Source organism: Marinospirillum minutulum DSM 6287 (assembly GCF_000422325.1).
GTDB lineage: Bacteria > Pseudomonadota > Gammaproteobacteria > Pseudomonadales > Halomonadaceae > Marinospirillum > Marinospirillum minutulum.
The window spans coordinates 20,972-41,546 of sequence record NZ_AULO01000009.1 but is presented as its reverse complement, the minus strand read 5'-3'; the positions used below and the strand labels follow the sequence as shown (position 1 = coordinate 41,546).

Below are 20,575 nucleotides of genomic sequence, written 5' to 3'. Positions count from 1 at the left end.
AAATTAAAGTGGATTTAATAAGAGGTTTTATCTATGAACCTGCAAAAAATTGAAAATGAAGCTCTGCACCTTACTAGAGAAGAGCGATCACAATTGATTCAACGGTTAGTGCTGAGTTTGGATTCCCCACCCGCAGAAGAGCTAAAAACAAACTGGTTGCATGAGGCGAGACAACGTGCAGAAGAACTAGATAATGGTTCAGTTCAAGCGATACCCGCTGCAGATGTTATGAAAAAGGCCAGAGCACTCATTCAATGAGCTATTTTTTTCATCCAGCAGCGGAAGCTGAGTTTTTGGAATCAGTCGGCTATTATGAGTCGAGTGTTTCAGGGCTGGGTAGTGCCTTTATAGAAGAATTTGAGGCTCTGGCCAGTCTAATAAGTGAGTCACCAAAAGCTTGGCAAGTTGAGCTGCAACCTGATATTCGCCGAGCACCTCTTGATAAATTCCCACTATCAATTATATATCGAGAAAAGCTAACAGGCTTTCAAATTTTGGCTATAGCTCATGACCGGCGACGGCCACAGTATTGGCTTGAAAGACGTAATCAGCATCATGCCTAAAGCAAAAAAATAAAAACGACTTAAATGTTCTACCCTAATCGATTGAAGTATTACAGTAAGTTCACTACCTAAGCTTTATACACAAAGTGCAGTGGAGTACAGTTGGTCACCTTCTATTTTAGTGTTGCAAACTAGCCTGCCTTATTAAATACGCCTGCTTTGTAACCAGGGTTAGGGTTTTTAATTGCACCTATAGCAACGCACCTACCAGCTTGGTTAATAAGCACTAGTTTTTCAGCTTGTAGAATACGGCCTCTTAAACCTACGGCGGTAACTTCACCACCTTCATTAATTAAGTGCTCGAAGTCTGCAAGCTCTTCTTGGCTGCAGTCTGCTGGTTTTTTTATTGTTGTTTCTAAGCTCATATTACTTTTTCCTTATTCTGCTGCTCTTGCTGCTCACGCTCTATCTTAGCGAAAATCTCTTCCAGCATCGGTGCCATTTCTGCATCTAACTTGGCATTTTTTCTATCAATAAACTCTCGCTCTTCTTGGCTTTTTTTCAGGTACTCTCTTTTTAGGTGTTGCCCCCAGTTAGTGAAAAAGCTGCCTTTCCTACCTTCTTGGTTAGCCATAATATACCCCTTCAAGTTAAGCTTGCCTTTGTGCCTTGGTCTTATTACAGATTAAAGCATGAGCGCGACAACTAGAGTCGCTAGAGGCTTTTTAATTTACCAACAGTTGTTGGACAATTTAGTGTTGCTGAGCAGGCTCCTTAATACGTGTCTAAATTAGCTAGGAATTTAAACATGACTTGGCGTGCAGATCAGCCTTACAACCAGTTACCGCGGGGCAGCTACTAGGCTAGCTTACACGGTACTGCTCTTCTAATCGGCTGTAGCCCATGCCTGCGTTTTTCTTCACTTGTATTTGCACTGGAATGCGTTCTTTTAAGGCTTCTACGTGGCTAATAATGCCGATGGTTTTGCCTTTGGCGTTTAAGTTGTCTAGGGCGTTGAGTGCCATTTCTAGGGTTTCGCTGTCTAGCGTGCCAAAGCCTTCATCTAAAAACAGTGATTCTATGCGGGTGTTTTGGCTAACCAGTTCCGACAAAGCCAAGGCCAGCGCTAAGCTAACTAAGAAGCTTTCACCGCCCGATAAGGTTTTAATGCCACGTTTTACATCGGCCTGCCAGGTATCAATAATTTCTATTTCTAATTCGGCTGCTTCGTTACGGCTTAGTTGGTAGCGATCATGCAGGGTAGTTAACTGCTGGTTTGCCAAAACAATTAAATGGTCTAGTGTTAAACCCTGCACAAACTTGCGGTATTTGCTGCCATCCCCTGAACCAATTAACCCAGCTAGCAGCTTCCATTGGTCAACTATTGTTTGCTCTTGCTGAATTTGTTTAACCAGGTCTGCTTGTGCGGCTCGGTTTTTAGCATCGGCTGCTAAGCGGCCTTCGACCTGCCCTAACTGGCGGTCGTGTTCGGTGACTTTTGCTTCTTGTTCTTCTAATAAGATCGCCAATTCTGCAAGGGCTAGTTCTGTTTTGGGTTGTTGGTTAAGTGTGGCTATTCTTTGCTTGGCGGCTTTTAACAGCGTATTGGCATCTTGTAGGGCGGCATCCAAGGCTTGTTTTTGTGCTTGAAGTTGTTCGGCTTCTGCTGCGGGTAGCAAGGCTTCTAGGTAAGCGGTTTGGTCGGCAAAAGGGCTGGCTTGTAATGCGTGTTGCCAATCGTCTGCCTGTATTTTGTGGGCGGCTTGGGCTTCTTCTAAACGCTTGGTTAGGCTTTGAATTTGTCCCTCTAGTGTTGCCAGTTGGCTTTTTTGTGCTTCTAGCTGCTTTTGGCTTTCTATTAAAGCTTGCTTACTATCGGCTAGTATTTGGCAGGCAGGTTTTTCTGCTAGGCCAAGGCTTTGCCAATAAGCTTGGGCGTTGGCTAGGCTTTCTTGGGCGCTACTTTGCTGGCTGGCTAACTGGCTAATACGCAGCTTTAAATCAGCCAATTTAGCAGTGTTGGCTTGCCAAGTTTGCGCTTCTTGCTGCCTTGCTGCTAACCAAGTTTGTGGGTTGTCGGGCAAGTTGTAGCCTAGTTCTGTTAGCTGTTGGTTAAGCTTTTCTTGCTGGGCTGCTTTTTCATTTATTTGTTTGTTTATAGCTTCTTGCAGGCTGTTTTGCTGCTGTTCTTTGTTGGTTAATTCATGCCCTTTTTCTATTCGCTTTTGTTCGCTAGCGGCCAGTCTTTGCTGGGCAGTGGCTAGTTGCTCTTCGCTTATTTTTAAGCTGGCTTGTGCTTGTGTAATGGCAGTTATGCGGGCTTGGTTGGCGGTTAAGTTTTGCTGGTAGCTGGTGTGGGCGGCGGTAAAGTCGGCAGCACTTAGATTACTGGCTAGGTTTAAAGCGGCTAAATGGGTGGCTTGGGTGGCGTAAAGGGTTGCTAGCTCTTCTTCTAAATTAGTTTGCTCAGTTATTAAAGACTCTTGCTTACTGTTAAGTCGCGCTAACTTTTCGCTGCAGGCTTGCCCTTCTGCTGTAACCCTTTCTAATTCAGCTTTTTTGGCCACCAGCTCTTGTGCTGTTACCGATACATTTAAGGCTTGGTAAGTTGCTATGGCTGGGTGGTCGCAAGAACCGCACAAGGGGCAGGCTTCTTCGGCTTGTAATTGTTGGCGATACGTTTCTAGGCTGGCAATGCGTTCTTCTTGTTTTAAAAGGCGCTCTTTATCGTCAACCTGTTCTTTTATTTGGCTATAAGCAAGTCGTAATGCAGCACGCTGTTTTTCTTGTTGCTGAATTGCTTCTGCAAGCCCAGCCTGTTCTTTTACTAGGTTTTCTAGGGCTGAATTTTTAGCAAGCAAGGTTTGGTAAAAGCCTTCTAACCACTGGTAATGTTTGTTTTGTTGGTACAGGTTGTTTAAGGCTTCTTGCCAACTTACTGGGCTGTGCCCTTCAAGTAGTTGTTCAAGCTTTTGTTCTTCTTGTTGCTTGGCTTCTTTTAAAGGTGCTAGGGCATTTTTCTCTTCCTCTAGCAGGCGGCTAAGTTGTTTTGCTTCTGCTTGAAGGGCTTCTAGTTCTTGTATAAAACCTTGCTGTTTTTGTTGGTTTTGCTCTAGATTGTGTTGCTGGGTAGTTAGCAGTTCAAACTGGTATTGCCAGTTGTTTAAATATTCTGCCAAGCGTCCGTGGTGGGTATTTTTTTCTACCTCTGCTAATAGCTTTTGTTCTTCTTGGCGAGTGGCTGTTAGCTGGTTATTAATTGCATTTAAGGCTTGCTGGGCATATTGGTAGCTTTGCCAAGAATAATCGGCCAGTTGGTTTTGGCACTGGTCTTTTTCTGCAAAAGCAGTATTTAGGTTTTGCTGGCTTTGCGCTATTGCTTGTTCGCTAGCCAGTAGGTTTTTATAAGCTGGTTGTAGCTGGGCTGCTGGCTGGTGTTGGGCAAGGCGTTGCATGGCCGGTGCTGCGGCTAGTTGTTCTGCGGCTGCCTTGGTTTGTTGTTCTTCTGCCTGTTGCTGGCTAGCCAGTGCTTCATCTAAATTGCTTCGCCATTGGTATTCTGCTTGGCGTTTTTGCTGTTCTTTTTTTAGTGCTGCCGCTTGGTTTGTTAATTGGGCTAGTTCTTCTTTAGCGGCGGTTAATTCTTCTGGCGTTAATAGCTGAAAACCTTCAGCTTTGCTGGTTAACTTAGTTAGTTCTAGGCTTAAATCTCTCTGTTTTTCATGCACATACAAAGAAATTTGTCCGTAAATTTCTGTACCGGTTAGCTGTTCTAACAAGCCAGCTCGGTCTTTGTTGTTGGCTTCTAAAAAGGCGGCAAAACCACCTTGAGCTAATAACATGGATTGAGTAAAACGCTCGAAGTTTAAGCCGGTTATCTCCTCAACTTTGCTTATTTTTTCATTAAGCTTGCTGGAAATGATTTCGCCCGTTGCATAGGCTAGCTCGCAGCTGGCGTTTTGTAATGTGCCGTCGGCTTTGTTATGCGCACGTTTTTGGCTCCAAAAGGCCCTATATTTTTTATCTTTAACAGCAAATTCAACTTCGACTAAACAGTCAGCTGTGTGGCGGGTCATTAATTCATTGGTGTTTTTGGAAATATTACTAAGGCGAGGCGTGCGGTGATAAAGCGCCAAGCAAATGGCATCTAGCAGGGTGGTTTTTCCTGCACCCGTGGGGCCGGTAATCGCAAACAGACTGCTGCCGTTAAAAGGTTCTTGGGTGAAGTCTATTTTCCATTCGCCTTTTATGGCGTTAATATTTTTAAGACGCACACTTAAAATTTTCATTAATCTGCCTCCTGCAAAGCTTCTAGCACTTGGGCGTGTAAGCCTTTAAGTGTTGTTATTTGTTCATCCGTTAAGGTTTCTTGGGCTAGGCGTTTGGCGAACACATCCTCTGGGGTGAGTTCTGCCAAAACTTCGCCTGTTTCATAGCTTAAACTGGTGGCTAGTTGCTTACGCTGGCGGCGCACTCTTAATACTTCTACCGGTAAATCGGCACACAGCTGGTTAACTCTTTCACTTAGGTCTGAATAAAAGTCCTCTTCTTCTACCGTCACTTCTAGCCAAGCTTTGGGTTCGGGTGCTAGCTCTTTAGCCAGTTGGCTTAGTTGTTCTTTTAGGCTGGCGAGGTTGCCTTTTAAAGCGATTAAACGCTGAAAGCTGGGAATGCGAATGGGCGTTACAGCGGTTAGGCCGGTGGCATCAAAATCGACACAAAGGATTTCTTTTTGGCGGTTGGTTTCATCAAAACTTAATGCAATGGGCGAGCCGCTGTAGCGAAGGTGTTCTTCACCCCCAACCTTTTGTGGGCGGTGAATATGGCCTAGGGCTAGATAGTCGAAGGCTGGAAAGGCGTTGGTGGGAAAGGCGCTTAAATTACCCACATAAATGTTGCGTACTGATTCCGTTAAACTAGCGCCTACAGTGGTTAAATGGCCGGTGCCTATGATGGGTAATTGAAGGTTTTGTTCTTTACAAAATGCAGTAGCTTTAGCAAAAAGTTGGGCGTAATGCTCAGTAATAGCTGCTTGTAGGCTGCCTTGTTTTTCTTCGGCACTTTGTCCGGCTTGGCTGTAGTGAATGTCTCTGGCACGAATAAAAGGCACGGCACAAAGTACTGCGCCTAGTTCACCATTGCGTTTTTTAAGTGGAATCAGTTGCTCGTCTAGGTTGTCACTAACGCTGGCAATCACTTGAGTGTTTAGTTCGGCTAAAAGGTCTTTGCTTTCATTAAGCATGGTGACTGAATCGTGGTTGCCAGCCAGAAGAATAAGCTGGCAGCCGGTGGCTTTCATTTGCAGAATAAATTGGTTGTATTGTTTGCGGGCGTAGCTGGGCGGCGTGCCGGTATCAAAAATATCGCCAGCCACTATGAGTGCATCGGCTTGTTGTTCAACCACGGTTTGAACAAGCCAAGCACACCAAGCGCGGTGTTCAGCTTCACGGGTTTTGCCCATAAAATGCTGGCCTAGGTGCCAGTCTGAGGTGTGAAGAATACGCATGAATTATTTCCCTATTTTGAACATTATTATTTTAGCGGTGTAGCAGCAGTGCTTAGCTTTATTACCTTAGCTTTTAGCTAACCAATCACCTTCTTCTACAGGCTCTTTGTCTGATAATTCTTCTTGGCTCATGTGGTAAATCCAAGCTTTTATTGGCTGCCCATTAGCTAGCTTTACTTCAATTTGGCTACGATTATAAAAGTCTGGGTAGCCTTCTAGCTGATCTAGCCTTGCAAAGGTTGCCTCGTCTACTAGATAAAGCTCGGCATGAATAGCTTTGTCTGCTTGATTATTCATGTAAACAGCTGGATAACTACCTAGACTAACCATGCTAAAACCAGCCAGCTTTAAGTTTGCTAAAATTTCTACTTCACCCATTAGGCCATGATTGTAGCCACCCTTGCGCAGCGTACCGTAAACTAAAACGTAGTTTTTTTCTTGCTGGCTGGCTTGGTTATTAGTCATAAATTACCCCTTGAATTATTTAACTGAGATAAGTTTAAACCCTAGCAGCGACAAAAAAGGTCGCAGGAAAATAAGCCAAGGGAAAAGCTTATTTCCTTTTCCTCTTATACCGCCTTGGTGCTGTGCCTTGGCCTTTTAGTCCTGCAAATTGTATTTGGTTTACTTGGTTAATAAGTTGCGACAAGCCTTCTAGCAAGGGCTGCATAAATTGGCTGTAGTTTAGGCGTTTTTCAGCAATGGCTTCTAGTTGGGCTTCCCAGTGGGCGGTCATATCGGGTACCACCATGGCTTCAGGTAGGGCTAAAATAAGTTGCCTTCCAATGGGTGTGGCATGAATTTCTTTGCCATTTTTGGTTAAAAAACCGCGTTTAAACAGTAGCTCTATAATGCCTGCACGGGTGGCTTCTGTGCCTAGCCCATCGGTTTCTCGCAGCACTTTTTTAATGTCTGGGTTGGCAACAAAGCGGGCTATACCTGTCATGGCGGCCAGTAGCGTGGCATCGGTAAAGTGTTTGGGTGGGCTGGTTTGTTTTTCATCCAATCGCCCATCAATGCATAAAACGCTTTCGCCTTTAACTACCTTAGGTAGCTGCACTGGAGCAAATTCTGGGTCTTGTTTATCGGCTGGGCGTTCGGGCAGCAGGTTTTTCCAGCCTTTATCTAGCACTTCTTTTTGGCGGCTAATAAATAGTCCACCACTCACCTGAGTATCAATTTGTTTTTCTTGGTAGGTAAAAGGCGGGTAAAACTGCATTAGATATTGTCTGGCAACCAGCTCATAAATTCTCTGTTCATCTTTGGATAAATGGCTAGCATCCATAGCACGGCTGGTAGGAATAATTGCATGGTGTGCGCCTACTTTGGCATCATCCCAAGCTTTAGATTTCAACGATAAATCTGCTTGTTCTACGGCTTTACCTAGTGCTGGGCTGGTTTTAGTTATGGCTTGGGTAACAGTATTTCTTTCTTGAAAATGCCCTTTAGGAAGGTAGCGGCAATCTGAACGTGGGTAGGTAATCAGCTTGTGGGTTTCGTAGAGCTGTTGGCAAATATCGAGGGTTTTTTGGGCATTAAAATTAAAGCGTTTAGATGCATCAATTTGCAAGGCAGACAAACTATAGGGCAAGGGCGCAGCTTGTTTTTTAACGCTTTCGCTAACAGCTACCACCTGCCCCGTTTGGTTAAGGGTTTTGTTGATGACCGTTTCTGCTAGCTTTTTTAATAACACTCGCCCCTCTTCATCCATATAAGCTTGGCAAGCGTCGCTAGGTTTCCACTTGGCGGTATAGGTTTGGTTTTGGTCGGTTTGAAGTTCAATAAACACTTCGTAAAAAGGCTTGCTGACAAACTTTTCTATGGCTAAATCTCGGTGTACTACCAAGCCTAATAAGGGCGTTTGTACTCTACCTACCGATAATACGCCTTGATAACCTGAAACTTGGCCTTGTAAAGTACACAGACGAGTCATGTTGATGCCGTAGAGCCAGTCGGCACGTGCTCTGGCTAAAGCAGAAGTGGCTAAGGGAATAAAATCCACATTGTGGCGCATATCTTTTAAAGAACGCTTAATTGCCGCTGGGTTCATATCACTAATTAAACAGCGCTGAGCAGCTAAGCGTTTGGCTTGGGGTACTTGGCAATAGTTAATAATTTCATCCACCAAAATTTGCCCGACCCTATCTGGGTCGCCCATATTTACCAATACTTTGGCTTGCTTAACTAGCTTTTTAACCACATTAAACTGCTTTTTAGTGGCGGGCTTAACTTGGTATTGCCATTCACTTGGCACTATGGGCAGGTGTTCTTTGCGCCATTTTTTATAGTCGGGGTTATAGGCTTCTGGTTCGGCCTGTTCTAGTAAATGACCTATACACCAAGTGACTACATCGCCATTGGCAAGCTGAATAAAACCATCACCCCTTTTATGTGGCTTAGGAAAAACATCAGCAACAGCTCTACCGACGCTAGGCTTTTCGGCGATATATAAAATCATGGTTTACCTTTACTTAAACCTCTCTCACGCGCAATTTAGATAGCTACTAAGCTTAGCTCAATTACAACCCGCTTTTTTAGAAACGTCTTCAATTCACCTATACCTTTAGTAGTCTTGTACTTAATTCGCTGGCTTTGGTAAAATTCTATTTCCTATTTTTAGGGTTTAGCATACAAGAGCCCCAAATTCTCACAGATTTATTCAGTAGTTAAAACTTGGAGACGCACAATGAAAGCACCCGTACGTGTTGCTGTTACAGGCGCAGCTGGCCAAATTGGTTATGCTTTGTTGTTCCGTATTGCTAGTGGCGAAATGCTTGGCAAGGATCAACCTGTTATTTTGCAGTTGCTCGATTTACCTCAAGCACAGGACGCGCTTAAAGGCGTAATGATGGAACTACAAGACTGTGCATTTCCTTTGTTAGCAGGCATGGTTGCTTCTGATGAGCCAGAAGTGGCTTTTAAAGACACTCAGGTAGCTATTCTTGTTGGTGCTCGCCCACGTTCAAAGGGTATGGAGCGTGCAGATCTACTCGCTGCTAACGCTGAAATTTTCACTGTTCAAGGCCGCGCTCTTAATGCTGCTGCTGACCGTAACGTTAAAGTTTTGGTGGTAGGTAACCCTGCTAACACCAATGCTTACATTGCTATGAAGTCTGCGCCAGACCTAAACCCTAAAAACTTTACTGCCATGCTGCGTTTAGACCACAACCGTGCACTAAGCCAGGTTGCTGAAAAAACCGGTAAAGAAGTTAAAGACATTAAAAACCTATGTGTTTGGGGTAACCACAGCCCAACCATGTATGCTGACTACCGTTTTGCCACCATTAACGGCGAAAGCGTTAAAGATATGATTAACGACCAAGAGTGGAATGCTAACGTTTTCCTACCTACGGTTGGTAAGCGCGGCGCGGCAATTATTGAAGCGCGTGGTCTATCTTCTGCAGCTTCTGCGGCTAACGCTGCAATTGACCACATTCATGACTGGTGGTTAGGTACTAATGGCGAATGGACTACTATGGGTATTCCTTCTGATGGTTCTTACGGTATTCCTGAAGGCACCATGTTTGGTTTCCCAGTAACCTGCGCTAATGGCGAATACGAAATCGTACAAGGTTTAGAAATTGATGAGTTCAGCCAAAAGTGCATTAATGTTACTTTGGATGAGCTAGAGCAAGAAAAACAAGGCGTTGCACACCTACTTTAATAGTTAGGTAAACGCTTAAAGCCCTACAAAGTTTATTTTGTAGGGCTTTTTTTATTAAAAAACTGTAAAAACTCTTTTTCTCTTAGCTGGGCTTGGTGAAGGCTAACTGCTTTAAAGCGCACTTCACTGCCGGGCAGGCGTTGGGCTAAGGCATCTAGACTGCGGGGTGTAACAGCACCCAGCTTTGGATACCCACCTATCGTTTGTCGATCATTCAACAAAATAATTGGCTGACCATCGGCTGTTACCTGTATTGCACCTAAACTTATTCCTTCTGAAATTAATCGTTCGCCAATAACCTTTAAAGGCGGGCCATCTAAACGTGCACCCATGCGATCCATTTGTGGGCTAAGGCGATAAGTTTCATTAAAAAAACGCGCTAAGCTTGCGGCAGGAAAACGATCGACCTGCGCACCTAAAATTACATCGAGTAATAATGGTTGTTTATAGTCTGGAATGTTAGCTGCCGGTACTTTAAAAGATTGCTGAGCTAGCTCTTTAGTTGTTAAAGACTGACAAGGTAATAAATCACCCTCTGCAACTTTTTGACCATTTTCATTCTGCCCACCCGTTCCTTCTCGCACTAGGGTTGCACAGCTACCACCTAGGTTTTGCGGCACACTAAAACCACCACCCACAGCTAAATAACTACGCAAGCCTGCTTTAGGGGCATCAAGTTGTAACTTATCGCCGGGCATTAAATTAATGCTCGACCATAAAGCTTGTGGCTGGCCATTAATTGTAAAGGGAACCTCTGCTCCGGTAATGGCAATGCGTGTTGCTACTTGGCTTATTAGTTGCAAACCACCAAAGGTAATTTCTAAAGCAGGTGTATTGTAATTATTACCTAACAAACGATTGGCCCAAGCCCAAGCGTGCCTGTCCATCGCGCCACCATTGGCAAGCCCTTGGTGCATTACTTGGTTGCGCCCTGCATCTTGCAATAGGGTTAAAAACCCAGCATTAATAATCTCTAACCCGTTTTTTGGCTTGGTTGTTTTAGTCATCTAACTGCCCACCTAAGGCTTGGTATTCAGCAAAATTTATGGCTCTAAACTTAACCTGCTGCCCTGCATTTAAAAGGCTAGCGGGTTCGCGCTTAGGGTCAAAAAGTGTAAGCGGTGTGCGGCCAATTAAATTCCAGCCACCAGGTGAAGCTAAGGGGTAAAGCGCTGTTTGGGTATCAGCAATGCCTAGGCTACCTGCGGGCACTTTGATTCTTGGTGTGGCAAGGCGTGGCGCGGCTAGTTGTTCTGGTACTTCGCCTAAATAGGCAAAGCCTGGTGCAAAACCTATCGCAAAAACTTGATAAGGCTGACTAGAATGAAGCTCTATAACCTGCTGTTCCGTTATTCCTGCCAGTTCAGCAATGCGTGGTAAATCTGGGCCGACTTTTGCATCGTACCAAATAGGAATTTCAATAATATTGGTGGCTAACTGGCTGTTAGTGCTTGTGGATAGATTATTTAACAGCGGGGCGACATCGGCCATTAAGCTGGCAAGGTCATCTTTTAATAGATTATAGCGCAGCATAATTGAGGTATAAGAAGGCACTACATCTAATAGGCGAGCACCTAGCTGCTGACGCAAGGCCTGAGCCGCTTGTTGAATTGGATTCACTAAGGCTAGCTCAATACGCTCACCAAAATGCAGGGTTACCGTATCAACGCCGGTTATATCGTAGCGCCAATGCATTAGGCTTTTTCTCCTAAGGCTGCGCGTATGGCTTTTACCGCTTTTATTGATTCTGGGTTGTCGCCATGCACACAAAGCGTATCTGCTTCTAAGATTAAATCTTCACCCTCTAAGGTTTGAATGGCTTTTCCTGCCGCTAACTTGGTTGCCTGTTCCACTATGGTTTCTTGTTGGTGATAAACCGCACCGGGGGTGGAACGAGAAACAATAAAGCCTGCTTTGTCATAGGCTCGATCAGCAAAGGCTTCTAATAAAAGAGGAACTTGGTAATCGGCACACAGCTGTTTTAAGGCGCTATTATCTGCTGTCGACATGGCCATTAACGCTAAGGGTAACGGTGATTTTTTAACCGCCAGCATAACTGCCTTAAGCACTTTTGAATCACGCATCATATCGTTATAAAGCGCACCATGAGGTTTTACATAACTTAGCTTGCCACCTTCTGATGCAGCAATGTTTTGTAGCGCTCCAATTTGATAAAGCACTAGGGCGGTAATTTCTTCGGGTGTACAGGCCATAGAGCGGCGGCCAAAACCTTGCAAATCTGGATAAGCAGGATGCGCACCTAAGCTAACGCCTTGGGCTAAAGCTAGGTGTACAGTTTTTTGCATAACACTAGGGTCACCTGCATGGAAGCCGCAGGCAATATTGGCTTGGTCTATTAAGGGCATTACTTGGTCATCTAGCCCCATAGTCCAAGCACCAAAGCTCTCACCTAAATCACAATTTAATAGCATTAGCTCACCTCTCCCTTACTTTATTAGCTATTCAACAACCTACCACCTTAACAATTTATCGATAAATTACCTGTATTACAAAGAATATTTATCTATGAATTTTTAACAAAAGGTTTGACACTGGAAAGCTAGGCAGCTAGCTTTCACTTAGAGACTGCTTACCTAAAGCATGAATAGGCTGTCTTCAAAATAATAATTAGTGGTCGACCGGAGATTAACATTATGATTTTCAAAGCAAAAAAACTACAAAGTAAGCTGCAATATTTTACCGCAGCCGCTTTTCTAACCTTGGGTGCAACCAGCCTACAAGCTGCAGACTGGGATATGCCTACCCCTTACGGTGACACTAACTTTCATACCGTCAACATTAAGCAGTTTGCAGATGAAGTACGTGAAGCCACTGATGGCGAGCTAGATATTACTGTTCATAGCAGTGGCTCACTCATTAAACATGCCGACATTAAAAATTCCGTTCGTCGTGGATTAGTACCTATCGGCGAAGTTATTATGTCGCGCCTTGCCAATGAAGATGCGCTTTTTGAAGTTGACTCTGTGCCTTACCTGGCAAGCAACTACGAAGAATCTTGGGACTTATGGCAAGCTTCTAAAGGCATTCTTTCAGAGCGCCTAGAAAAGCAACGTTTAATGCTATTGTTTGCAGTGCCTTGGCCTCCTCAGGGTATTTACACCAGCTTTCCTGTTAAAACGGGTCAAGAGCTACGCGGTGTAAAAATGCGCGCTTATAACAAGTCGAGTGAGCAAATTGCTAACTTGCTGGGTGCTTTACCTACCCAGGTTGAAGTACCAGATATTCCAACAGCCTTTGGTACAGGTCGTGTCGATGCCATGATTACTTCGCCTTCTACCGGTGCAAACACGCGTGCTTGGGATTACCTAACCGACTTTAACCATGCCCAACTTTGGTTACCTAAGAACATGGTTATCATTAATGCTAAAGCCTTTGATCGTTTATCTGATGATGCAAAAGCTGCTGTAATGGCCGCTGCTGAGCGTGCTGAAAAACGTGGTTGGGCTGCTAGTAAAGAAGAAACTGAAGCCAAAATTGCCATTATGCGTGATAACGGCATTCAAATTTCTGAACCTTCAGAAGCCTTAATGACGCGCTTAAAAGCAGTAGGTGAATCTATGACTGCGGAATGGCTAGAGCGTGCTGGTAAAGATGGTGAGAAGCTTATTAAAGCTTATCGCGCTAAGTAATTAACTGTTTATTTAATGCCCGCTGAGCAGGAGTGGCAATGCGTAAAGTACTTAATAATTTATATCGGTTAGGGGGTGCGCTTTCTGCCCTTCATTTAACTGCCATTATGCTGCTTATAGTGCTACAAGTGCTCGGTCGGGTGCTAGATAAACTATTACTTTGGGTAGGCATTAATCCTTTAGGATTACACCTACCCGGCTTGGCAGAAATATCTGCTTTCTTACTTCTAGGTGCTACCTTTTTTGGTTTGGCTTACACCTTCTGGCAAGGTGGACACATACGCGTAACGCTTATAATCCAACGCTTACCTCTGTGGCTACAGCGCTGGTTAGATTCTTTGATGGTGCTTATCGCCATGGCAATTACTGCTTTTGCTTTATGGTTTAGTGTTTTGTTAACCCTTGATAGTTACGATTATGGCGATTTATCTATAGGTATGGTGCCAGTGCCTTTATGGTTGCCACAAGTGGGTATGTCTTTAGGTTTGCTTTGGTTATTAATTGCATTAACCGATGCTTTATTTTCTTTATTGAGTGGTCGTATCACTCAACTCGACACTGACGCCCCGCAGGAGTAACCGATGGATATGATTTGGATGACCCTCATCCTATTGCTAGTTCTCTTAGCACTATTAGGCGTTGGTTTATGGGTTGCTTTTTCTTTAACTGCTATAGGTTGTATTGCTTTATTTTTCTTTAGCGGTATTCCCGTTGGCGATAGCTTAGCCACTGCCTTTTATAGTTCCAGTGTTTCTTGGGAACTAGCAGCTTTACCTATGTTTATTTGGATGGGTGAAGTGTTATTTCGCTCTCGCCTTTCTGAAGAAATGTTTCGTGGCATTGCCCCTTGGGTAGGTAAAATTCCGGGGCGTTTACTGCATACCAACATAGTGGGCTGCGGTATTTTTGCTGCAATATCTGGCTCGTCGGCTGCTACCGCTGCCACCATAGGCAAGATGACAATTCCTGAATTGGATCGTCGTGGTTACAATAAAAACCAAGTATTAGGAACCTTGGCAGGCTCGGCTACCCTGGGCTTATTAATTCCACCTTCTATTATTTTGATTGTTTATGGCGTAGCCACTGAGCAGTCAATAGCACGTTTATTTGTAGCCGGTATTTTACCCGGCCTTATGTTGATGGCACTGTTTGCTGGTTATGTGATTATTTGGTCTTTGCTTAACCCTAAAGGTGCACCTGCGGGTGAGTCTGAAAAGCTTTCTTTTGTAGAAAAGGTTAAGCGTAGCAAACCATTAATCCCAGTTTTCTTGTTAATAGTAGGCGTTATAGGCTCAATTTATACTGGCTTAGCTTCACCCACTGAATCTGCAGCGGTGGGCGTTGCTTTAGCACACTTACTATCGGTTCAATCCGGCTCAATGAACTGGAAAACTTTCCAGTCTGCTTTGATGGGTACGGTTAAAACCTCTTCCATGATTGCTTTTATTTTAGTTGGTGCTAGCTTCTTAACAACCTCTATGGGTTTTACAGGCATACCAAGAGAACTGGCCGCTTGGATAAGTACACTTGGTTTATCGCCGCACATGCTTTTATTTGTACTTACCTTATTTTTTATTGTGCTTGGCTGCTTTTTAGATGGTATTTCTGTAGTGGTACTAACCACTTCCATTATCTTACCTATGGTGCAAGCAGCAGGCATTGATCCGCTGTGGTTTGGTATTTACCTAGTCATAGTGGTAGAAATGAGCCAGATAACACCGCCAGTAGGGTTTAATCTGTTTGTGATTCAAGGCTTAACAGGCGAGAATATTCTTCGCATTGCTTGGGCTGCCTTCCCTTATTTCCTATTAATTTTATCAGCCGTTATATTGATAACTATTTTCCCGGAAATCGTAACCTACCTTCCTAGCCAGATGGGTAACTAATCATTAAAACTTAGAGTGAAAAAATCTAACAATGAGCAACAAGACAACTAAAAACCTTGATTCAGCAGCGCCAACTAAGCCAAACCGTAAAATTGGCCCTATAGTGTCATCAGCGCACTTGGCTTCTGGCCGTTCCAGTGAACTGTCTGAGCTGGAGTTTGGTTTGATTGTTGCTAGTAATGCTTTTAATCGTTGGATGATTCACTGTGCAAGTGCTGCGGGAATACCTGATATGAGCCCTTTAGATGTGCTGGTATTACATAGCTCTAACCACCGCAGCCGCGCAAAAAAAGTATCCGATATTTGCATGGTTTTAAATATTGAAGATACCCACACGGTTACTTATTCATTAAAAAAACTGCTTAAACAAGAGCTGGTTCAATCTGAAAAACGTGGTAAAGAAACCTTTTATTCAGTGACCGACAAGGGTGCTGAGCGTTGCAAAGTTTACAGCGAGGTTAGAGAAAACTGCTTAGTAGACTCACTTAAAACACTGGGTTTTGGTAAGGATGATTTAGGTGAAGTGGCTGTGTTGTTGCGTGGTATTTCAGGCTTATACGATCAAGCGGCAAGGTCTGCCGCTTCACTATAAATAGCTTTTTATTTTGGTCGAGCAATACTAAATATTTTATCTATTCCTGTATAGCTTGCACCGCCTAGTCTAGCCAGTGGGTTAATAGCTTTGGCATCTACTAGGTAGCGTCCTTTTTCTTCGTCTTCTTCAATAGCAGCATCATCTATATAAGCTTGAATTAGCTCAGCATAGATGACTGCCTGTTTTTGATTGCCTAAATAATGAACTTCATGCAGTTTGGCATGAAAGGCAACCGGGGCAGCTTTTAATCGTGGTAAGGGGCAGCCGGGGAATTCAACCAATTCATTATCTTTTATTAACTCTAATTCTGACTTGCCATAAGGTAAGGTTGCGGCACTGGCTGTTACATCTTCTGCCTGAGCAATTGCGGGCAGGTGAATAACAAACTCCCGCCCAGAAAGAATATTGTGCCTTGTGTCTTTGGCTTCTTCGGCTGTTTTTTTACCGATTGACATCATAACAATGGGTGGGCCTGAACAAACGCCATTAAAAAAAGAAAAAGGGGCTAGATTAAGCTCGCCATTATCTGAAGCAGAAAGCACCCAAGCAATGGGGCGAGGAATTAGTGTTTGCGTCATCAGGTGATAACAGGTGTTAGGTTTTAGCGAGGCTAAATCCAATAGCATTGCATTCTCCAGCAAAAGAATATTTGTTAACGAGGCTGTAGCTCGGCCTGCATTTCGTTTAGCCGATTAGTTACCTCATACACAACGTAGGTAGTAGTATCTGGCCAACCACGATGAACTAAAATACGTAAATCACCCCGTTGCCATTCAAATTCTACAGGACCTTCTGCACGACGACCAAGTACACGTTGCCAAGGGCCTAATTCTTTACGAACCCCTTCAGCAACTTGGCGCACTTGCTCAGTATCTTTTTCTGAACGGTAAGTAATTTCAGCCACAGCAAAAAGCTGATCTTTTAGGGTGTAACCTAACGTCATCTCTGTCGCCCCTTTCTTCCATTCACTCGGGTCGTAAAGGTCGTAAGGGTAAGTATCAACCTCTCTTACCACTTTAACTTCGCTTGATCGAATGGCTTTACGCATTGCCGTTCGATTAGCAGAGTCCAGCGCTAATCCAAAAAGTTCAATACTCTGGCTAAGCGTTACCTGATGCATCCAAGCCATTGTTCCGTCAGCCAGTTGCACTTGCAGCCAAATACCCTCACGTGCCATCTCAGTTACACTTGTGCCTTTAGGCAGCTGGCTAACTAAATCTGCGGAGGTTTGTGGTAAAGCACGTGCATTACCAACAGGTACAGAAACCTGCCAAATATCGCCTTCTGCTGCATTGACTAGCGGCGCAGTAAATAAAAAAAACAGGGTAAAAAGACTGCTGACCACTCGCTTTTTTAGTCGTAAGGTTTGTTTTGTCATTCCTTTCATCGTTTTCCTATCCACCTGCTTAAAAGCCTGCTCTTTTTGATTTTTAATGACGAGCTTTAGTGTTTGTTGCATAAGATAACCACAGCGCTAAGATAATCGCAAATACCTTAGCGGCTTTATTAATAGTAGTATTGTAAAGGCTTTTTATAACCAGCCAAATACAGCAGGAATATGCTGTTATTCAGTGTTTTTATAGCTGTTTTCTTTCTCTCTAGGCCTAAATGGATACTTCTAGTGCTTTGTTTGCTTTTCTTTACCGTGTAAAGGTTTTTTATAAAGTTTTGTAAACCCTAGGGTGAAAGTGGTTATTTTTTTACTCTAAGGGCAATCATTTGATTTCTACCCCTTTCATGCCTAGGTTATTACGGTATGATGAAGCTTAGCTACTACCAAAAAAATTGTTAGCAAATTAATTTTAAACCGGGAATATAAGCGAGAGACCTATAAAGTGGACGCACACCAATCACCCCATATTTTGATTGTTGAAGATGATGCTCGTCTTGCAACCTTGACCCGTGAATACCTAGAAGGTAATGGTTTTCAAATTTCCATTGAAGGCGATGGCTCACGTGCAGTTGAGCGAATTTTTCGCGAAGAACCAGACCTAATCATTCTCGATGTAATGCTACCAGGTGAAGATGGCTTAAGCATTTGTCGCAAGGTTAAAATGGAAAAAGACATTCCTATTTTAATGCTCACGGCCCGTACCGACGACATGGATCAAGTAGTTGGTTTAGAAATGGGCGCAGATGACTATGTTGCCAAGCCAGTTCGTCCTAGGGTTTTACTCGCTAGAGTTCGCGCCTTATTGCGTCGTGCTGAGGCACAAACCGCTGCACCTGATACCACAACCACTCATGCAGCCCGCTTAGATTTTGGTGACCTAGTTATCGATTCGTCTATGCGTGAAGCCTGGTTGAACACTGAAACCATCGATTTAACCAGTGCTGAGTTCGATCTGCTTTGGTTGCTCGCCTCCAATGCTGGCCGTGTTTTAACGCGTGAAGAAATTTTTACTGCTTTACGTGGCATAGAATACGATGGGCAAGACCGCTCGATTGATGTGCGTGTTTCTAGAATCCGTCCTAAAGTTGGTGATGACCCCATGCACCCACGCCGTATAAAAACTGTACGCAGCAAGGGCTACCTTTTTGTTAAAGAACTTTAATAGCTTTCTAGCTAAGCATTTAACTAAAAGCTGATGTTAGGTTTTAATCGTCAACATAAGCGCCTAGGTAATATTTTTTTACGTGTTTACCTAGGCGTGTTGGGTGCTTTTGTAGGCACGCTTTTACTGAGTGTCTTTTTAGTCAACCTCTCCAATCAAATTCGCCTTGAAGCCTACCATGAAGATCTATTATCTGGACTTTATGCCACCCTAGTAGAAGACTTTGCACAGGTTCCTGCTAACCATGAAACCGAGTGGCTGCAAGAAATAAACCTAACCCTTGGTATAAACATTACAATTAGCGACTTAAATACACAGGATTTAAGCAGACGCCAATTAAACCGTCTTCAAGAAGGTCGCCTTTTAGTTATTAATGAAACTGACCCTATAAAGCTGCTCTTCCCTACACACACTTCTAAGCAGCTACTAGTAACCCAGCTATCTAGAGTTACCGAACAACAAGCCAGTGCTTCTACTTACCTTGTATTGCGTGATTTACAACGCACTCCAACTGAACTAAGACAACAACGACTTACCCAGCTTAGCCAACACTTTTCTTACCCCTTAGAGCTTTTAACCGTCCTGCCTGAAACAACAGATCAACTGCAAAAGCGTCGTTTAGCTAGGGGCGAACAAGTCAGTCTTTTCCTAGACAAAGAACGCAGCATTATTAGTTATATTCAGCTAGGCGACTCTAGCTGGTTAAAGGTTGGCCCAGTACGACTTTTTAATAGCTATCCCACACTTTTGGTTGTTAGTGTGTTTTTAGCTTCGCTACTTATGCTGGCAGCATCTATCTGGTGGTTTTTGTATGGCCTAGAAAGCCGCCTACGCCATTTAGAAAGGGCTTCAACCCAGTTAGCAGCAGGCAACCTTCATGCTCGCGTTAAAGTTAGTGGCGATGACTTTATAGGCAAGCTTGCCCTTGCTTTCAACCGTATGGCAGAGCAGCTACAGCGCCTATTACGCACGCAACAAGAAATGATTCATGCTGTATCTCACGAGCTACGCACGCCTGTTGCCAGAATACGCTTTGGCCTACAAATGATTGAAGACTTAAGTGAAGAAGGCAGCCCTCATAAAATGCTTGCCAAGCAAATTGACGGTATGGATCACGATATAGATGAGCTAGACACGCTTATTGATGAAATTTTAACCTATGCCCGCTTAGGACAAGAAAAACTTCAATTACAGTTTATTAGCCAAGATGTTACTGGGTTAATTAGTGAAGTTTTGTATGGTTTTGAGCGTACCAACCCTAATTTAAACATTAGCTTCATTGTAAATAACCCAGCCAACCTTAGCCCCAAAGTCGATATAGAAGGCCGCTACTTTCAGCGTTCAGTACAAAACCTAATAGGCAATGCAGTGCGCTATGCAAAGCAACAAATACGTATTAGCTGCCACCTAGAAAATGACAGCTTTCGTGTGGATGTTGAAGATGATGGGGCGGGAATACCTGAAGAAGATTGTCAGCGTGTTTTTATGCCTTTCTCTCGCCTAGATGATAGCCGTACACGTAGTTCTGGTGGTTATGGCTTAGGCTTATCTATAGTGCAGCGCATCGTTTACTGGCATAGAGGGACAGCTTTAGTCGATCGTAGCCCTGACTTGCTAGGCGCTCGTTTCAGTTTAATTTTTCCTCGCACCCAGTCTGATAAACTACCGCCTTTACAAGTGCCGCCCCAATAGGTCAACCATGCCCGACATCGTACTTTATCAGCCTGAAATACCGCCCAATACCGGTAATATTATTCGTTTATGCGCCAACACCGGTTTTCGCCTTCATTTAATTGAACCCTTAGGTTTTGTGCTAGATGACAAACGCCTACGCAGAGCGGGTTTGGATTACCATGAATGGGCAGCCGTGAGTGTACACCCAAGCCTAGAAGCGCTATTAACTAGCCTTAACCCTAAGCGGGTTTTAGCTTTAACTACCAAGGGTAAGCGCTCCTATCATCAGGTAAACTACCGTGATGACGACCTGTTAATTTTTGGCCCTGAAACCCGTGGTTTACCAGCCGAGTTTATTGAAAGCCTACCAGCAGAACAGCGCATACGTATTCCTATGCTACCTAATAGCCGTAGCATGAACCTATCTAACGCTTGCAGCCTAATTGTTTATGAAGCTTGGAAGCAGCTGGGTTTTACAGGTGCTGAGCTAACACTTGACTCAACATCAGCTGCAACCCTTTAAGCCAGACTAGCCACTATTT

The 20,575-nt window shown here is 43.9% G+C and carries 21 protein-coding genes; 10 read left to right on the top strand and 11 right to left on the bottom strand.

The genetic code is table 11. From position 1 onward, the window contains the following. Positions 1-33 precede the first annotated feature (33 nt). Both H571_RS0102005 and H571_RS0102000 read left to right on the top strand, forming a co-directional pair. A complete protein-coding gene (locus H571_RS0102005) occupies positions 34-258 on the top strand; it encodes an addiction module protein (protein ID WP_027847847.1) in 225 nt (74 codons plus the stop codon). Continuing rightward, positions 255-563: a hypothetical protein gene (locus H571_RS0102000; protein WP_027847846.1), complete on the top strand. Its 309-nt coding sequence runs from the start codon at positions 255-257 to the stop codon at positions 561-563. The genes H571_RS0102005 and H571_RS0102000 overlap by 4 nt, the downstream gene beginning before the upstream one ends. 131 nt (positions 564-694) lie before the next feature. Here the strand turns inward: H571_RS0102000 and H571_RS13870 are convergent, their stop codons facing one another. From H571_RS13870 to H571_RS0101970, 6 genes are all read right to left on the bottom strand, one after another. Continuing rightward, positions 695-928: a hypothetical protein gene (locus H571_RS13870; RefSeq protein ID WP_051168076.1), complete on the bottom strand. Its 234-nt coding sequence runs from the start codon at positions 926-928 to the stop codon at positions 695-697. Next, positions 925-1,137, bottom strand: a complete 213-nt coding sequence (locus H571_RS0101990) for a hypothetical protein (RefSeq protein WP_027847845.1) — start codon at positions 1,135-1,137, stop codon at positions 925-927. Before H571_RS0101990 ends, H571_RS13870 begins: the two co-directional genes overlap by 4 nt. A 229-nt stretch (positions 1,138-1,366) precedes the next feature. Beyond that, positions 1,367-4,792, bottom strand: coding sequence for an AAA family ATPase (locus tag H571_RS0101985; RefSeq protein WP_027847844.1), 3,426 nt, complete (start codon positions 4,790-4,792; stop codon positions 1,367-1,369). Continuing rightward, positions 4,792-6,009: an exonuclease subunit SbcD gene (sbcD, locus tag H571_RS0101980; protein WP_027847843.1), complete on the bottom strand. Its 1,218-nt coding sequence runs from the start codon at positions 6,007-6,009 to the stop codon at positions 4,792-4,794. Before sbcD ends, H571_RS0101985 begins: the two co-directional genes overlap by 1 nt. 66 nt (positions 6,010-6,075) lie before the next feature. Next, complete coding sequence (locus H571_RS15400; RefSeq protein ID WP_051168075.1) at positions 6,076-6,474, bottom strand: gamma-glutamylcyclotransferase family protein; 399 nt, start codon at positions 6,472-6,474, stop codon at positions 6,076-6,078. Between the two features lie 88 nt (positions 6,475-6,562). Beyond that, the gene (locus H571_RS0101970; RefSeq protein ID WP_027847842.1) at positions 6,563-8,467 is read right to left on the bottom strand and encodes a DNA topoisomerase III; all 1,905 of its coding nucleotides are present in this window, start codon (positions 8,465-8,467) and stop codon (positions 6,563-6,565) included. Between the two features lie 228 nt (positions 8,468-8,695). On the opposite strand from H571_RS0101970, the gene H571_RS0101965 reads away from it, so the two are divergent. After that, positions 8,696-9,673: a malate dehydrogenase gene (locus H571_RS0101965; RefSeq protein WP_027847841.1), complete on the top strand. Its 978-nt coding sequence runs from the start codon at positions 8,696-8,698 to the stop codon at positions 9,671-9,673. A 32-nt stretch (positions 9,674-9,705) separates the two neighbouring features. On the opposite strand, the gene H571_RS0101960 is transcribed toward H571_RS0101965, so the two are convergent. Genes H571_RS0101960 through H571_RS0101950 form a run of 3 tightly spaced genes read right to left on the bottom strand, consistent with a single transcriptional unit; the run spans position 9,706 to position 12,105 of the window. After that, positions 9,706-10,680 carry a 5-oxoprolinase subunit C family protein gene (locus H571_RS0101960; RefSeq protein WP_036217266.1) on the bottom strand — a complete coding sequence of 325 codons (975 nt, stop codon included), beginning with the start codon at positions 10,678-10,680 and terminating at the stop codon, positions 9,706-9,708. After that, positions 10,673-11,368, bottom strand: coding sequence for a 5-oxoprolinase subunit PxpB (gene pxpB / locus H571_RS0101955; protein WP_027847839.1), 696 nt, complete (start codon positions 11,366-11,368; stop codon positions 10,673-10,675). The genes H571_RS0101960 and pxpB overlap by 8 nt, the downstream gene beginning before the upstream one ends. Next, positions 11,368-12,105: a 5-oxoprolinase subunit PxpA gene (locus H571_RS0101950; protein WP_027847838.1), complete on the bottom strand. Its 738-nt coding sequence runs from the start codon at positions 12,103-12,105 to the stop codon at positions 11,368-11,370. The genes pxpB and H571_RS0101950 overlap by 1 nt, the downstream gene beginning before the upstream one ends. Before the next feature lie 222 nt (positions 12,106-12,327). On the opposite strand from H571_RS0101950, the gene H571_RS0101945 reads away from it, so the two are divergent. The 4 genes from H571_RS0101945 to H571_RS0101930 are packed head-to-tail and all read left to right on the top strand — an operon-like array spanning position 12,328 to position 15,801. Then, a complete protein-coding gene (locus tag H571_RS0101945) occupies positions 12,328-13,323 on the top strand; it encodes a TRAP transporter substrate-binding protein (protein WP_036217263.1) in 996 nt (331 codons plus the stop codon). 38 nt (positions 13,324-13,361) lie between these two features. Beyond that, positions 13,362-13,901: a TRAP transporter small permease gene (locus H571_RS0101940; RefSeq protein WP_027847836.1), complete on the top strand. Its 540-nt coding sequence runs from the start codon at positions 13,362-13,364 to the stop codon at positions 13,899-13,901. 9 nt (positions 13,902-13,910) lie between these two features. Then, a complete protein-coding gene (locus H571_RS0101935) occupies positions 13,911-15,209 on the top strand; it encodes a TRAP transporter large permease (protein ID WP_245562315.1) in 1,299 nt (432 codons plus the stop codon). Between the two features lie 31 nt (positions 15,210-15,240). Then, positions 15,241-15,801 (top strand): winged helix DNA-binding protein, encoded by a 561-nt coding sequence (locus tag H571_RS0101930; protein ID WP_051168074.1) that lies wholly within the window; start codon positions 15,241-15,243, stop codon positions 15,799-15,801. 8 nt (positions 15,802-15,809) lie between these two features. On the opposite strand, the gene H571_RS0101925 is transcribed toward H571_RS0101930, so the two are convergent. Continuing rightward, positions 15,810-16,430 carry a flavin reductase family protein gene (locus H571_RS0101925; protein ID WP_027847833.1) on the bottom strand — a complete coding sequence of 207 codons (621 nt, stop codon included), beginning with the start codon at positions 16,428-16,430 and terminating at the stop codon, positions 15,810-15,812. A gap of 26 nt (positions 16,431-16,456) precedes the next feature. Then, positions 16,457-17,182, bottom strand: a complete 726-nt coding sequence (locus H571_RS0101920; RefSeq protein ID WP_169445755.1) for an SH3 domain-containing protein — start codon at positions 17,180-17,182, stop codon at positions 16,457-16,459. 457 nt (positions 17,183-17,639) lie between these two features. Between H571_RS0101920 and H571_RS0101915 the strand changes: the two genes are divergently transcribed. From H571_RS0101915 to trmL, 3 genes are read left to right on the top strand one after another with little or no spacing between them, the layout of a single operon-like run. Further along, positions 17,640-18,359, top strand: a complete 720-nt coding sequence (locus H571_RS0101915; RefSeq protein WP_027847831.1) for a response regulator — start codon at positions 17,640-17,642, stop codon at positions 18,357-18,359. 33 nt (positions 18,360-18,392) lie between these two features. Continuing rightward, on the top strand, positions 18,393-20,051 hold the full coding sequence (locus tag H571_RS0101910; RefSeq protein ID WP_036217260.1) for an ATP-binding protein: 1,659 nt from the start codon (positions 18,393-18,395) through the stop codon (positions 20,049-20,051). Between the two features lie 7 nt (positions 20,052-20,058). Next, entirely contained in the window at positions 20,059-20,556 is a 498-nt protein-coding gene (gene trmL / locus H571_RS0101905; protein WP_027847829.1) for a tRNA (uridine(34)/cytosine(34)/5-carboxymethylaminomethyluridine(34)-2'-O)-methyltransferase TrmL, read from the top strand. Positions 20,557-20,575 lie beyond the last annotated feature (19 nt).

Bases quoted from the DNA above. Each gene is read 5' to 3' on its own strand.
- sbcD (WP_027847843.1), bottom strand. From the start codon at position 6,009: ATGCGTATTCTTCACACCTCAGACTGGCACCTAGGCCAGCATTTTATG.
- H571_RS0101945 (WP_036217263.1), top strand. From the start codon at position 12,328: ATGATTTTCAAAGCAAAAAAACTACAAAGTAAGCTGCAATATTTTACC.
- H571_RS0102005 (WP_027847847.1), top strand. From the start codon at position 34: ATGAACCTGCAAAAAATTGAAAATGAAGCTCTGCACCTTACTAGAGAA.
- H571_RS0101985 (WP_027847844.1), bottom strand. From the start codon at position 4,792: ATGAAAATTTTAAGTGTGCGTCTTAAAAATATTAACGCCATAAAAGGC.
- H571_RS0101920 (WP_169445755.1), bottom strand. From the start codon at position 17,182: ATGACAAAACAAACCTTACGACTAAAAAAGCGAGTGGTCAGCAGTCTT.
- H571_RS0101940 (WP_027847836.1), top strand. From the start codon at position 13,362: ATGCGTAAAGTACTTAATAATTTATATCGGTTAGGGGGTGCGCTTTCT.
- H571_RS13870 (WP_051168076.1), bottom strand. From the start codon at position 928: ATGAGCTTAGAAACAACAATAAAAAAACCAGCAGACTGCAGCCAAGAA.
- trmL (WP_027847829.1), top strand. From the start codon at position 20,059: ATGCCCGACATCGTACTTTATCAGCCTGAAATACCGCCCAATACCGGT.
- H571_RS0101910 (WP_036217260.1), top strand. From the start codon at position 18,393: ATGTTAGGTTTTAATCGTCAACATAAGCGCCTAGGTAATATTTTTTTA.
- H571_RS0101970 (WP_027847842.1), bottom strand. From the start codon at position 8,467: ATGATTTTATATATCGCCGAAAAGCCTAGCGTCGGTAGAGCTGTTGCT.
- H571_RS0101930 (WP_051168074.1), top strand. From the start codon at position 15,241: ATGAGCAACAAGACAACTAAAAACCTTGATTCAGCAGCGCCAACTAAG.
- H571_RS0101965 (WP_027847841.1), top strand. From the start codon at position 8,696: ATGAAAGCACCCGTACGTGTTGCTGTTACAGGCGCAGCTGGCCAAATT.
- H571_RS15400 (WP_051168075.1), bottom strand. From the start codon at position 6,474: ATGACTAATAACCAAGCCAGCCAGCAAGAAAAAAACTACGTTTTAGTT.
- H571_RS0101950 (WP_027847838.1), bottom strand. From the start codon at position 12,105: ATGCTATTAAATTGTGATTTAGGTGAGAGCTTTGGTGCTTGGACTATG.
- H571_RS0102000 (WP_027847846.1), top strand. From the start codon at position 255: ATGAGCTATTTTTTTCATCCAGCAGCGGAAGCTGAGTTTTTGGAATCA.
- pxpB (WP_027847839.1), bottom strand. From the start codon at position 11,368: ATGCATTGGCGCTACGATATAACCGGCGTTGATACGGTAACCCTGCAT.
- H571_RS0101990 (WP_027847845.1), bottom strand. From the start codon at position 1,137: ATGGCTAACCAAGAAGGTAGGAAAGGCAGCTTTTTCACTAACTGGGGG.
- H571_RS0101935 (WP_245562315.1), top strand. From the start codon at position 13,911: ATGATTTGGATGACCCTCATCCTATTGCTAGTTCTCTTAGCACTATTA.
- H571_RS0101960 (WP_036217266.1), bottom strand. From the start codon at position 10,680: ATGACTAAAACAACCAAGCCAAAAAACGGGTTAGAGATTATTAATGCT.
- H571_RS0101925 (WP_027847833.1), bottom strand. From the start codon at position 16,430: ATGCTATTGGATTTAGCCTCGCTAAAACCTAACACCTGTTATCACCTG.